Source organism: uncultured Azohydromonas sp., assembly GCF_937926365.1.
In the GTDB taxonomy this organism is placed as follows: Bacteria; Pseudomonadota; Gammaproteobacteria; order Burkholderiales; family Burkholderiaceae_C; genus Azohydromonas.
Map to the genome: position 1 here is coordinate 1 of NZ_CALAOH010000148.1, position 12,562 is coordinate 12,562.

General features: G+C 70.9%; 14 protein-coding genes. 3 read left to right on the forward strand and 11 right to left on the reverse strand.

The window, feature by feature from the left end:
- The 9 genes from Q0741_RS15865 to flgB all read right to left on the reverse strand — a co-directional run.
- On the reverse strand, positions 1–393 hold a 393-nt coding region (locus tag Q0741_RS15865), incomplete at its 3' end, for a rod-binding protein (protein WP_298234170.1).
- 61 nt (positions 394–454) lie between these two features.
- Entirely contained in the window at positions 455–1,606 is a 1,152-nt protein-coding gene (locus Q0741_RS15870) for a flagellar basal body P-ring protein FlgI (RefSeq protein WP_298234171.1), read from the reverse strand.
- Positions 1,607–1,620: 14 nt separating this feature from the next.
- Positions 1,621–2,322 carry a flagellar basal body L-ring protein FlgH gene (locus tag Q0741_RS15875; RefSeq protein WP_298234172.1) on the reverse strand — a complete coding sequence of 234 codons (702 nt, stop codon included), beginning with the start codon at positions 2,320–2,322 and terminating at the stop codon, positions 1,621–1,623.
- A gap of 25 nt (positions 2,323–2,347) precedes the next feature.
- Positions 2,348–3,130, reverse strand: a complete 783-nt coding sequence (flgG, locus tag Q0741_RS15880; RefSeq protein ID WP_298234173.1) for a flagellar basal-body rod protein FlgG — start codon at positions 3,128–3,130, stop codon at positions 2,348–2,350.
- A gap of 324 nt (positions 3,131–3,454) precedes the next feature.
- The gene (gene flgF, locus Q0741_RS15885) at positions 3,455–4,186 is read right to left on the reverse strand and encodes a flagellar basal-body rod protein FlgF (RefSeq protein WP_298234174.1); all 732 of its coding nucleotides are present in this window, start codon (positions 4,184–4,186) and stop codon (positions 3,455–3,457) included.
- 43 nt (positions 4,187–4,229) lie between these two features.
- Positions 4,230–5,933 (reverse strand): flagellar hook protein FlgE, encoded by a 1,704-nt coding sequence (locus Q0741_RS15890; protein ID WP_298234175.1) that lies wholly within the window; start codon positions 5,931–5,933, stop codon positions 4,230–4,232.
- A gap of 16 nt (positions 5,934–5,949) precedes the next feature.
- Complete coding sequence (locus Q0741_RS15895) at positions 5,950–6,612, reverse strand: flagellar hook capping FlgD N-terminal domain-containing protein (protein ID WP_298234176.1); 663 nt, start codon at positions 6,610–6,612, stop codon at positions 5,950–5,952.
- Between the two features lie 21 nt (positions 6,613–6,633).
- Positions 6,634–7,041: a flagellar basal body rod protein FlgC gene (flgC, locus tag Q0741_RS15900; RefSeq protein WP_028998245.1), complete on the reverse strand. Its 408-nt coding sequence runs from the start codon at positions 7,039–7,041 to the stop codon at positions 6,634–6,636.
- 116 nt (positions 7,042–7,157) lie between these two features.
- Entirely contained in the window at positions 7,158–7,598 is a 441-nt protein-coding gene (gene flgB / locus Q0741_RS15905) for a flagellar basal body rod protein FlgB (RefSeq protein ID WP_298234177.1), read from the reverse strand.
- A gap of 127 nt (positions 7,599–7,725) precedes the next feature.
- Here flgB and flgA point away from each other — a divergent pair, with 127 nt between their 5' ends.
- From flgA to Q0741_RS15920, 3 genes are all read left to right on the forward strand, one after another.
- A complete protein-coding gene (gene flgA / locus Q0741_RS15910) occupies positions 7,726–8,457 on the forward strand; it encodes a flagellar basal body P-ring formation chaperone FlgA (RefSeq protein ID WP_298234178.1) in 732 nt (243 codons plus the stop codon).
- 157 nt (positions 8,458–8,614) lie between these two features.
- Positions 8,615–8,908, forward strand: coding sequence for a flagellar biosynthesis anti-sigma factor FlgM (flgM, locus tag Q0741_RS15915; protein WP_298234179.1), 294 nt, complete (start codon positions 8,615–8,617; stop codon positions 8,906–8,908).
- 25 nt (positions 8,909–8,933) lie between these two features.
- Positions 8,934–9,332 (forward strand): hypothetical protein, encoded by a 399-nt coding sequence (locus Q0741_RS15920; protein WP_298234180.1) that lies wholly within the window; start codon positions 8,934–8,936, stop codon positions 9,330–9,332.
- A gap of 154 nt (positions 9,333–9,486) precedes the next feature.
- Here Q0741_RS15920 and Q0741_RS15925 read toward each other — a convergent pair whose 3' ends face one another.
- Positions 9,487–11,712, reverse strand: coding sequence for a PQQ-dependent sugar dehydrogenase (locus Q0741_RS15925; protein WP_298234181.1), 2,226 nt, complete (start codon positions 11,710–11,712; stop codon positions 9,487–9,489).
- 120 nt (positions 11,713–11,832) lie between these two features.
- Complete coding sequence (locus tag Q0741_RS15930) at positions 11,833–12,552, reverse strand: RNA polymerase sigma factor FliA (protein ID WP_298234182.1); 720 nt, start codon at positions 12,550–12,552, stop codon at positions 11,833–11,835.
- Positions 12,553–12,562: the final 10 nt, after the last annotated feature.

Genomic DNA, 12,562 nt, shown 5'->3' on the forward strand with positions numbered 1-12,562 from the left:
CAGCGGCGCGGCCACGGCGCCGCGGCCACCCGCGGCGGCGCCGGGCAAGGCGCCCGCGCCCGTGCCCAGGCCCACGCCCAGGCCGCGTTCGAGTTGCCTCAGCAACGCGCCGCTGAGGCCGCCGGGCAGGCCGCTCATCTGGGTCGCGAGTTGCTGGTCCAGCAGCTCGGTGCCGAGCTTGGTGCCCTCGTTGTCGAGCAGCCCGCTGGCCTGCGTGGCCTGGCGCATGCTCTTGAGCATCTCCTGCATGAACAGGGCCTCGAACTGCCGCGCCACCTCCCTGGCGGCGCCCCGGGGGTCGCTTGCGGCGCGGTTGCGCAGCGAGTCCAGCGAGCTCGCATCGGCGGCCAGGCCGGCCGGAGCGGCCTCGTAGGAGCGCGGCAGGGCCGTCATGCCGTCCTCCCGGGCTGCGGGGAGCGGGGGCGGCCGGCGCGGCGTGCTTGCGGGGTTCGCATCAGATCACCTCCAGCTCGGCATTGAGCGCGCCGGCGCTCTTCATCGCCTGCAGGATCGCCAGCAGGTCCTGCGGGGTGGCGCCGAGCAGGTTCAGCGCCTTGACCACGTCGGCGAGCTGGGTGCCCGCGGGCATCTGCACCAGGTTGCCGCCCTGCTGCGTGATGGCGATGTCGGACTTCGGCGTCACCACCGTCTGGCCCTGGCTGAACGGATTGGGCTGGCTGACCTGCGGCGTGGTGTTGATGGTCACCGACAGGCTGCCGTGCGCCACCGCGCAGGCCCCCAGCGTCACCGCCTCGTTCATCACCACCGAGCCGGTGCGCGCGTTGAGCACCACCTTGGCCGCCGGGCGCGCCAGCTCCAGCGGCAGGTTCTCGATGTCGGCCAGGAAGGCCACGCGCTCGTCGGCCCCCACGGGCATGCGCACGCGCACCACGCGGCCGTCCAGCGCCATCGCCGTGCCCGCGCCCTTGGCGCGGTTGATGGTCTGGGCCACCTGGCGCGCGGTGTCGAAGTCCGCGGCGTTGAGGCCCAGGCTCAGCACCTCGCCCTGCTGCAGCGGCGTGGCCACCTCGCGTTCGACCGTGGCGCCCTCGGGAATGCGCCCGGCGCTGAGGTGGTTGATCTGCACCTTGGAGCCGTTGGCCGAGGCGCCGGCGCCGCCCACCACCAGGTTGCCCTGCGCCAGGGCGTAGATCTGGCCATCGGCGCCCTTGAGCGGCGTGGCCACCAGCGTGCCGCCGCGCAGGCTCTTGGCGTTGCCCATCGAGGAGACGTTGACGTCGATGGCCTGCCCCGGCACCGCGAAGGGCGGCAGCACCGCCGTGACCATCACCGCCGCCACGTTGCGCAGCTGCATGGTGGTGCCCGGGGGCACCGTCACGCCCATCTGCTGCAGCATCGCGTTGAGGCTCTGCGTGGTGAAGGGCGCCTGCGTGGTCTGGTCGCCGGTGCCGTCCAGGCCCACCACCAGGCCGTAGCCCGTGAGCTGGTTGTTGCGCACGCCCTGCACGGCGGCGACTTCCTTGATGCGCACCGCGTGCGCCGGCGCGGGCAGCGCCAGCACCAGCGCGCCCAGCAGGGCCCCCAGCGACAGCAGCCGCGGCAACAGCCGCCGCGGCTCGAAGGGGGACAGCGCCATCTCGTTCATGTCTTGCTCGGAAATCAGAAGGGCAGCACGTTGAGGAAGAAACGGCCGAGCCAGCCCATGAGCTGCGCGTCGGCCTGCTGCCCGCGGCCGCGATGCTCCACGCGCACGTTGGCGATCCTGGCGCTGGGCACCACGTTGCCCGGCTGGATGGCGCGCGGATCGACCTGGCCCGAAAAGCGCAGCACGTCCACGTTGGCGTTGACGCCGATCTGCTTCTCGCCGGCAACGAGCAGGTGGCCGTTGGGCAGCACGCCCGTGACCATGGCCGTGATGGTCCCGGAGAAGTCGTTGCTGCTGGCCGTGGCGCCGGCGCCGGAGAAGGTGTTGCTGGAGCTTGCGCCCGCACCCAGCCGGCCCAGCAGCGAGGAGGAGCTGTTGAGCAGCGGCAGCCGGCTCACGCTGGCATCGACCTCGCCGCTCTTGTCCACGGAGCTGGTGGACTTCTGGCTGGCGCTCACGGCCTCGACGATCTGCACCGTGAGCGTGTCGCCGGGCAGCCGCGCGCGGTGGTCCTCGAACAGCGGCCGGTAGGTCGCGCCCTGGAAGATCGCGCCGTTGGCGGCGGCCGGCGCCGGCGGGGCCGCGGGCAGCACGGGGGTGGTGTCGGGCATCTCCACGCGCGGGGCGCGGTACTCGTTCACCGAGGCGCAGCCGCCCAGCGCCAGCAGCGCGGCCAGCGCGGCGGCGGCCAGGGGCATGGTGCGCGGGGTCCTCATGGCACGGATGCGTTGCTGCGTTGCCTCAGAGCTGCGAGAGCTTCTGCAGCATCTGGTCGGAGGTGCTGACGGCCTTGGAGTTGAGCTCGTAGGCACGCTGGGTCTGGATCATCGACACCAGCTCCTCCACCACGCTGACGTTGGAGGTCTCGACGAAGCCCTGCGCCAGGGCGCCAAGCCCATCGGCTTCCGGGTTGCCGGTGGTGGGCGTGCCCGAGGAGGCCGTCTCGACGAACAGGTTCTGCCCGCGCGGCTCCAGCCCGGCGGGATTGATGAACTGCGCCAGCTGCAGCTGGCCCACGCGCGTGGGCGTGGCCTGGCCGGGCATCTGCACCGAGACCACGCCGTCGCCACCCACCGTCACGCTCAACGCGGTGGCCGGCACGGTGATGCCGGGCTGCACGGCGTAGCCCGCGTTGGTGACGAGCTGGCCGTTGGCGTCGAGCTGGAAGGCGCCGTCGCGGGTGTAGGCGGTGGTGCCGTCGGGCATCTGGATCTGGAAGAAGCCCTGCCCCTTGACGGCCAGGTCCAGGTGGTTGCCCGTCTGCTGCAGGTTGCCCTGCGTGAAGTTGCGCGAGGTGGCCACCGGGCGCACGCCCAGGCCGAGCTGCAGCCCCGTGGGCAGTTGCGTCTGCTCGGAGCTGGCGGCGCCGCTCTGGCGCAGGTTCTGGTACATCAGGTCCTCGAACACGGCGTGCGTGCGCTTGTAGCCGTTGGTCGAGACGTTGGCCAGGTTGTGGGTGATGGTGTCCAGCCTGGTCTGCTGGGCTTCCATGCCGGTCTTGGCGATCCACAGCGAACGGATCATGGGGCGCTTCTCCTCGATGCTGCGGGCGATCTTCGCGCGCCTCCGGCCCGGGGCAGCGTGCGAATAACAAGGTGTTTGTCGCCCAGTTATCGGCCGCGCCTGGCGGAGCTTGAGCCGCAGGGGCGCACGGCCTTATTCGGTGTCACTTGTCAATGAAGTGATCCGTTCGTACTGAGGTATCGAAGTACGAATCCGACAGGCTGCGACGGCGGCCTCCCGGCAGGGGCCGTTCATCCTTCGACGCGCCAAAGGCGCGCCCTGTGCTGAGGTATCGAAGCATCAGGACGAACGCAATACCGGGTTCGGGAACCTTGGAAACCTTTGTCAGCCCGCGCTGTTGGACAGCAGCTTCTGCGCGCCCTGCTCCTGGCGCTCGGCGGTCTGGATGAGCTTCATCTGCTGCTCGAACTGCCGCGCCGCGGAGATCATCGCCACCATCGTCTCGATGGGGCTGACGTTGCTGCCTTCGAGCGCGCCGTCGCGCAGCCGCGCGCCGGGGTCGGCCGGCAGCTCGCCCTCGGCGCCGCGGAACAGCCCGTCGCTGCCGCGTTGCAGCGGCGCGTCGGGCGTGACCAGCTTGAGGCGGCCGAGCTGCGTGGGGCGGCCCTCGGGCCCGGTGGCGCTGAGCGTGCCGTCGGCGGCGATGCTCACGCTGCTGTTGGGCGGCACGTCGATGGGGCCGCCGTCACCCAGCACGGGCAGGCCCGAGCGCGTGACGAGCTGGCCCTGCGCGTCCACCTCCAGCGAGCCCGCGCGCGTGTAGGCCTCGGTGCCGTCCAGCGCCTGCACCGCCAGCCAGGCGCCGCCTTCCATCGCCACGTCCAGGTTGCGCCCGGTGGTCTGGATCGGGCCGGGGTCGGGGTTGTAGCCCACGGTGGTCTCCAGCGCCGGCACGCGGGTGCTGGCGCCGTCGCCGCGCACCGGCACGGCGCGGAACGCCGCCATCTCGGCGCGGAAGCCGCCGGTGGAGACGTTGGCCAGGTTGTTGGAGAGCACCTCCTGGCGCTGCAGCGCCGCCTTGGCCCCGGTCATCGAGAGATAGATCATGCGGTCCACGGCGGCGCTTCCTTCTCTGGTGGCGTGTCAGTCGCGCTGGGCGTCAGCGCAGGTTGATCAGGGTCTGCATGACCTGGTCCTGCGTCTTGATCGTCTGCGCGTTGGCCTGGTAGGAGCGCTGCGCCGTGATCATGTTGACCAGCTCGCTGGCGATGTCCACGTTGGACTCCTCCAGCGCCTCGGACTGGATCTTGCCCACCACGCCGCTGCCCGGCGTGCCGCGCACGGGCTCGCCCGAGGTCGGCGTGCCCGCCCACAGGTTGCCCGACAGCGGCTGCAGCCCCTGCGGGTTGACGAACTTGGCCAGCTCCACCTGCCCGGCCGTGAAGGTCTTGCCGTTGCTGTACAGCGCCAGCACCGTGCCATCCTCCTGGACGTTGATGCTGCTGACGTTGCCCGGGGCGTAGCCGTCCTGGTAGGGCTTGCTCACCGCGGTGGTCAGGCTGCGCTGAGTGGCCTTGGACAGGTCGAACTGGACCGCGAGCGGCAGGGTCTTGAGGCCCTTGCCATCGTCCGTGCCAGGGATCGCGAGTTGGAAAACCGAGGGCGAATCGCTGATGGGCTTGGCGCCGTTCCCCTCGAAGGCCAGCTCCAGTCGCAGATTCTTGTTGTCCGCGTCCTGCAGCAGTTGGCCGTTGGCGCTGACGAAGACATTCCAACTCGTTTGGTTAGTCTCCGGGTCGGTGGCACCCTTCTGGAAGTAATAGTTGAGCGTCACTTCCTGGCCCAGCGCATCGTAGGCTGTCTGCGAGGTGGCGTAGTTGTAGGTGGCGGTGTCGGCTGGATCAAAGGCCATGGCCGAGTGGGTCAACTTGAGAATATCCGTCGCGTCCTGCAGCGTATCGGTTGCCTTCGCGATATTCGCCGCCAGATCCGGGATCGCGTTCATGGTTTCCTCCGCCTTCTCTTGGGCATCTTCAAGGCTCTTCATGTTGCTGATGGCCTTGGCGGCGTCGGCAAAGCCTTTGGCGGCCAGGGCGGCGGTAGCCTTGTCGTCAGCAAGCTTGGCCGATTTGTAGGCGGCCGAAGTCGGATCCAATCCGTCAAGAGCATCAAACGCATCTTGCTTGGCTTGAACCAGGTCAGGGTCCGCCTGCTTAGCGAGGTCGATTTTTTCCTTCGCGTCATCCACGGCCTTCTTGGCCGCGACAGCCGCTGTCTTCGGAGCCTCGACTTTTACCTTGTCCTGGTAGGCTGCATCCGCGGCTTTCTGCGCGTCCGCCAGCGCCGTGCTCTTCAGCGTGGAACGCGAGTCCAGGTTCATTTCCAGCTTGATCTCGCTGGTGGCGCGGGGCGCAACGCTGGCGGTAGGCACGCGCAGCCCCTGCAGGGTGCCGGACATGATCTGGCCGGTGGCGTTGACGCCGTAGCCCATCAGGCGCAGCCCGTCGTTGTTGACGATCTCACCCGCGTTGTTGACCTTGAACTGGCCGTTGCGGGTGTACATCGTCGGGTTGATGCCGTCGCTGACCTGGAAGAAGCCCTCGCCGCTGATGGCCAGGTCGGTCGATCGCCCGGTGTCGGTGATGTTGCCCTGCGTGAACTGCTGCGACACGGTGTCGACGCGCACGCCCGCGCCCGCCTGCACCGCCCCGCCCTGGCCCAGGGCCGCCGTGTACACGTGCGAGAACTCGGCGCGCGAGGTCTTGGCGCCGAAGGTGTTGGCGTTGGCGATGTTGTTGCCGATGACTTCCAGGTTCTTGCTGGAGGCGTTGAGGCCGGAGAGGCCTTGCGGGAAGCTGCTCATGGCGAGTCCTTGTTCTTCAGTTGAAGGCCTTGACGGCGTCGTAGTTCACGGTGCCGCTGCGGCTGAGTTGCAGCTGCAGCGACTGTCCACTGGTGCTGACCGCCTCGACGAGGTCACTCATCAGCGCGGTGGTGGTGAGCTTGGTCGCACCGCTGGTGGCGGCGATGCGGAAAGTGCTGCCCGCGGCCTTGTCCGCCGGCTGCGTCCATTCGAAGGCGTGGCGGCCCGTGGTCTGCGCGCCCAGCTGCACCGTGTCCACCACGTGCCCGGCGCCGTCGAGGATCTCCACCTGCACCTGGTCGGCCGCGTTGGCAAGCTCGAAGCCGCCTTGCAGCCGGGTGCCCTCGGCGTCGGCGGCGGTGAGGCGGTTGCCCTCCACCACCACGCCGCGCCCCACCAGGCTCGCGCCCTGCAGCGTCTGCATCTGCATGAACTGCGTGCTCAGCGCGGCGATGGACGCATTGACCTTCTCCAGGCCCGAGACGGTGTTGATCTGCGCCATCTGGCTGGTGATCTGCGCGTTGTCCATCGGGTTGAGCGGGTCCTGGTTCTGCATCTGCGCCACCAGCAGCGTGAGGAAGCGGTCCTGGCTGCCGGCCTCGCCGCTCTTCTTGGATGAACTGCTGGCGGTGCTGCTGGACAGCGCCGCGAAGGGATTGGTGGAGTCGATGGTGCTCATGCGATGGGACGGGGGGGTTGGTCAGGACTGGCCCATCTGCAGCGTCTTGAGCAGCAGGCTCTTGGCGGTGTTCATGACCTCGACGTTGTTCTGGTAGGAGCGCGAGGCCGAGATCATGTTGACCATCTCCTCCACCGGATTGACGTTGCTGAAGGTCACGTAGCCCTCGGCGTCGGCCGCCGGGTGCTTGGGGTCGAAGGCGCGGCGCCCGGGCGTGTCGTTCTCGTTGATGGCGCTCACGCGCACGCCGGCGTGGCCCTGGGCGCCCATGAGCTCGGTCTGGAACACCACCTGGCGCGCCTTGTAGGCCTGCCCGTCGGGGCCGGCCACGGTGTCGGCGTTGGCCAGGTTGGAAGACACCACGTTCAGCCGCTGGCTCTGCGCGCTCACGGCGCTGGCGGCCACGTTCAAGATGTTCAGAAGGCTCATGCGGCGTTCCTTGCGTATTTCTCTTCGGTTCGCCCTGAGCTTGTCGAAGGGCTTGCAGGCGCCAGGGCTTCGACGGGCTCCGCCCGAACGCAGACCGGCTGAGGGCGCAACTTCATTCACTGGCCCTTGATGGCATCGAGCATGGTGCGCACGCTGCCGTTGATGAAGCGCAGCGTCGCCTCGTACTTGACGCTGTTGTCGGCAAAGGCCGCGCGCTCGCGGTCCATGTCCACGGAGTTGCCGTCCAGGTTGGTCTGCGCGGGCTGCGCGTAGGCCAGCTGCGCGGTGCCCACCGTGCGGTCCAGGCTGGCGGGTGCGGCGCTGAGGTGGCCCGCGGCCGTGGTGGCCAGCCGTGCGACGCCGCCCATGGACGTGACCGTGAGGTCGCCGCCCTGGCCGGTGGCCTCGCGCAGCGCCTGCGCGAAGCTGATGTCGCGCGCCTGGTAGCCCGGGGTGTCGGCGTTGGCGATGTTGCTGGCCAGCACGCGCTGCCGCTCCGAGCGCAGCGTCAAGGCCTCGGACTGGAAGTTCAGGGTTGAGGTGAGGCGGTTGAGCATGGCAGCGCGGGTTTTCCGATGGCTGGCATTGTGGGCAGCCCCGCGCGCGCCGCCCGTGAAATAAGCGGCATGAACCGGGCGCAATTCCGGCGCATGCCCCGCGCCGGCGCGTCCTACAGTGCCCCTCGTGAAATGGCTTGCCCTCAACCACCTGCTGGCCCTGGGCCTGGCGTCCGCGGCGTGTGCCGCGTGGGCGCAGTCCAGCGCGCCGGCCGCCACGGCGCCGCTCGATCCGGCGCTGCTGGCGCGGGTGCGCGAGATGGCGCAGCAGGCGGCGCAGGCCGGCGTGGCCGAGTTGCCGGGGGCGCGCGTGCAGCTGGAGCTGGGCACGCTCGACGCGCGGCTGCGCCTGGCGCCCTGCGCGCAGGTGCAGCCCTACGTGCCGCCGAACCAGCGCATGTGGGGCCGCGCCCGCATCGGGCTGCGCTGCGCGCAGGGCGCGGCGTGGAACGTGTCGCTGCCCGTGACGGTGAAGGTGTTTGCGCCCGCACTGGTGCTCACGCAATCGCTGCCCGCGGGCACGGCGCTGGAAGCCGCGCACCTGGAGCTCAAGGACGTGGACGTGGCCTCGGACCGCAGCCCCGCGCTGATGCAACTGGAACAGGCGCTCGGACGCCCCCTGGCGCGGGACATGAACGCCGGCGACACGCTCCACCGCGCCAGCCTGCGTAGTCGCCAGTGGTTCGCCGCCGGCGACACCGTGCGCCTGGTGGCGCAGGGCGCGGGCTACAGCGTCAGCGGCGAGGCCCAGGCGCTGGGCCCCGGCCTGGAAGGCCAGGCCGTGCGGCTGCGCACCGAGAGCGGCCGCATCGTCAGCGCGTTGCCCGTGGCGCCGCGCCAGGCGGAGATCACGCCATGAGACGCGGGCCGCGCCACTGCGAAAGCCATGCATACGCACCGGCTGCCCGCAAGCGGGTCCCCCCGCCATCGGTAGTCCAACCTAAAGTTCTCCAGACCGTGACCGATACCACGGACATATTGGTCGGGCCTGCTCAGTCCGCACCCGGAGAACGCTCATGAAAATCGGCCACCTTGACCTTCCGTCCGCGCGCATCACGGCAACAGGCGATCGCCCCGTCGCGCGCTCGTCGTCCAGCAGCCCGGCCAGCGCCGGCAGCAGCACGCAGGTGGCCCTGTCTTCCGCCGCCGCCTCGCTGCTCGGCGGCGAGGACGCCAGCTTCGACGCCGCGAAGGTCGAGCGCATCGCGCAGGCCATCCGTGACGGCAGTTTTCGCATCAATGCCGGCGCCATCGCCGACAAGCTCCTAGACAACGCCCAGGAACTCCTGGCGCGTCCCCCTCGGCACTGAGATTCAACCCGCTGCAGACCACCTCATGAACACCCCCCTCGCCGACACCACGTCCACCGCCGTTGAGCTCGAAGGCACGTTGGCTGTGCTGGAGGCGAACCTGCTGGGATTGAGCGACTCCCTGCGCGAGCGCGATGCCGCCGCGATGGAGCGACAAGCCGAGCAGTTGCACCAGGCACTGGCCACCGCCGTGAACCGTTTCTCGCAGGCCGCGCGCAGCGGCAGCGTGCCCCCGGCGCTGCGCATGCGCCTGGCGCGCGCGGGCAGCCAGGTGGCCGCGCAGCGGGAAGCGCTGGCACGCGCCACCGCCGCGCTGGACCGCGCCATCGACGTGCTGCTGCCCGGCCTCAACGCCGGCGGCTCCGTCTACGGCGCCGCCGGCCTCGCCGACCGGCCCACGCGCAGCGGCATGGTGCGCGCCTGAGCCGCGCCCGCAACCAGCCTTGATCAGGCCCGCGCGAGCGGGCCTTTTTCGTTCAGTGCCGCCCTGGGAAAGTCGAAGTGCTATCGCATCCCGTTAGCCAAGACGCTTCGCACCCCACTTCGCGGGAATGGCGAGGACGCAAGCGCAGCCGGGCTCACTGCCCTCCCACCGGCGCCAGCCGCCACACCTGCGTACGCACGTTGCTCTGGTTGTTGTCGCTGGAGGTGCTGACGTAGAGCGCGCCGTCGGGGCCCTGCTCCACGTTGCGCAGCCGCACGTTGAGCCCCTCCAGCAGCGGCGTGACCGCGCTCACGGCGTTGCCGCCGTCGGCGAGCTGCAGCACCAGCAGCCGCCGCCCCGACATCTGCCCGATCACCAGCGCGCCGGCCCAGGCCTTCCAGGCCGCGCCCGTGACGAAGCCGCCGCCGCCCGTGCCGCGCGCGGGCAGCCCCGAGCGCCAGGCCGGGCGCAGCGCCCCCGGGTACAGCCCGGTGTCGGTCATGGGCGTGCCGGCATAGCCGCAGTAGCTCAGCGCCTGGCCGCTGGGGCACAGCGCATCCGGGCTGCCCAGCGGGCGCGGACGCGGGTCCCAGCCACCGTTGCCCGCGCGCAGCGGCGTGACCTCGTCGTTGTTGCCCGAGCCGTGCTCGATCAGGTAGGGCCGCCGCGTCCCCGGCTGCACCGCCAGGCCCTGCCCGTTGCGCAGGCCCTGCACCCAGATGCGCGCATCGGCCCCGGCCGGCGCCTGGCCCGCGGCCGAGGCCCGGCCCTCGCGGTCCACGCGCAGCACCTTGCCGCCCAGCGACCTCGGGTTCTGCGGCACCGGGCCGTCGCGCAGGTCGCCCGTGCTGATGAGCAGCTCCTTGCCCACGAAGGCCAGCGCGCCGCCCGAGTGCTGGCCCACCAGCCCGACCTTGTTCTGGAACGGGATGCCGGTGACGATGTCCTTGCGCGAATCCACCCCCGACCAGTCCGGCTTCACGCGCAGCCGCACCACGCGGTTGTCGCGCCCCCCGCCGGCACTGGAGGCCATGAACACGTACACGCGGCGGTTGAGCCCGAACTCCGGGTCCAGCGCCAGGCCCAGCATGCCGCTGTTGGTGGCGCTGACGAGGTCCGCCGGCGCGAACAGCCGCCGCTGCGCGCCGCCGGGCAGGCGCGCCCACAGCCCCCGCCCGCGCTCGGTGTAGAGCATCACGCCGCCGGGCGCGAAAGCCATGTCCCAGACCTCGAACACGTTGCGCATGTACACGTCGCGCACCAGCGTCGGCGCGCCCGCGGGCAGCGCCGTGGCTTCGAGCTGCGTGCTGGCGTAGCCCGTGGCGCGCACGTCCAGCGTCTGCGGCCCCTGCCCCGGCCCCAGCCGCCAGGTGCCGGCATGGGCGCGGCCATCGGCGCCGCTGAGCACCGTGCCCTGGCCGATGCTGCCGCCGTCGCTGGGCGTGAACGTCACCGCCACGCCGCTCACCGGCCGGCCATTGGCATCGCGCACCAGCGCCACCGCCGGCCGCGGCAGCGCGGCGCCGGCCGGCGCCATCTGGTGATCGTTGGCTTCCGGCGCCTCCAGGCGCGCACCGTCGGACAGCGCCGTGGCCTGGATCACGGCCTCGGCCAGGCCCGGCGTGCTCACGGACAGCCGCTGCCGCCCCGCCACCGGTCCCAGCGTCCAGCTGCCCAGCCGCGCGTTGCCTTCACCGTTGGTCGTGGCGAAGGCACCGGTGATCGTGCCCCCGCCGTCCACCACCCTGAAGCGCACCGACACGCCCACCACCGCCACGCCGTTGTTGTCCACCACCCGCACCATCGGCGCGACCGGCAGCCGCGTGTTCACCGGGGCGACCTGGCCCTGGCCGCGCACGATGCGCAGGTCGGCCGGCGTGCCGGCCGCCTCCACCGACACCAGGCGCCAGGCCTGGGAACAGTCCGCGCTCAGCGCCTGCGACTGCGCCTCGGCGCCGTCGGCATCGGTGGCGGCGCCCAGCGCCAGGCCGCTGTGGCGCGAAACCAGCCGCACCCAGCCGTCGCCCAGCGGTTGCAGCAGCACGCGCTGGCTGGCCAGCTCGGTCCACGCACCCTGCCGGAACGCCGCCCCGGCGCCGTCGAGCACCAGCTCGCTGTGCTGCGCCGTCAACCGCCAGTCCCCGTCGGGCAGCCGCTCCAGGCGCCAGCGCTGGTGCGGTTGCGACCGCCAACGGCCCAGCTGCAGCGCGGCCTCGGCCTGCGCGGCACCGCCCTGCACTTCCAGCACGCGGTGGCCGCACTGGTTCTCCAGGCGGTACACGCCGTCGGCCGGCAGGCCCGGCGCGGCACCCGCCGCGGCCCCGCCGCCCAGCATCACGACGACGAGCAGCCGGCACGGCCATTTCCAGTGGGAACGCATGTCAATCCCCCAACACCCACCACGCATGGGTTCCGGGGAAGGGTATGCCGCGGCCGGCGCACGCACACCCGGGAGGGCGTGCGGTTACGTATCAAGGCGTTGGCTCAGCGCGGCACGGGCTTACCAGTCGCGCAGCTTCGCGCGCAGCCGGGCGATGCTCTGGCTGTGGAGCTGGCACACCCGCGACTCGGTCACGCCGAGCACGGCGGCGATCTCCTTGAGGTTCATGTCGTGCTCGTAGTACATGCTCATGACGTACTGCTCGCGCTCGGGCAGGCCCTCGATGGCCGCCACCAGCGCCTCGCGCATGCGCCGGTCCTGCAGCCGCGCCATGGGGTTGGCCTCGGCTTCGCTGATGTGGCGGTCCAGGAAGTCCTCGTCGCCGTCGCTGCCGCTGCCGGCCATGTCCTCCAGGTACAGCAGCTGCGTGCCGCGCACCTTGCCCAGCAGTTCCTGGTAGTCGGCCAGCGCGAGCCCCATCTCGGCGGCGATCTCGCTCTCCAGCGGCGCGCGGCCGAGGCGGTGCTCCAGCCGGTGCACGGCGGCCTCGATCTCACGCTGCTGGCGCCGGTTGCCGCGGCTCATCCAGTCCGCCCCGCGCAGCTCGTCGAGCATCGCACCGCGGATGCGCTGGGTGGCGAAGGTTTCGAACTGCACACCCTGGTTGGCGTCGAAGCGCCCCAGCGCGTCGTTGAGCCCCATCATCCCGACCTGGATCAGGTCGGCGACCTCAACGTTGGCCGGCAGCTTGGCAATCATCTGGTGAGCCAGGCGCCGCACCAGCGGGCTGTACTGCGCCAGTAACGCATCGTTCTTCAGGCGGCCTTTGACGGTGTACATGCTCCAACGC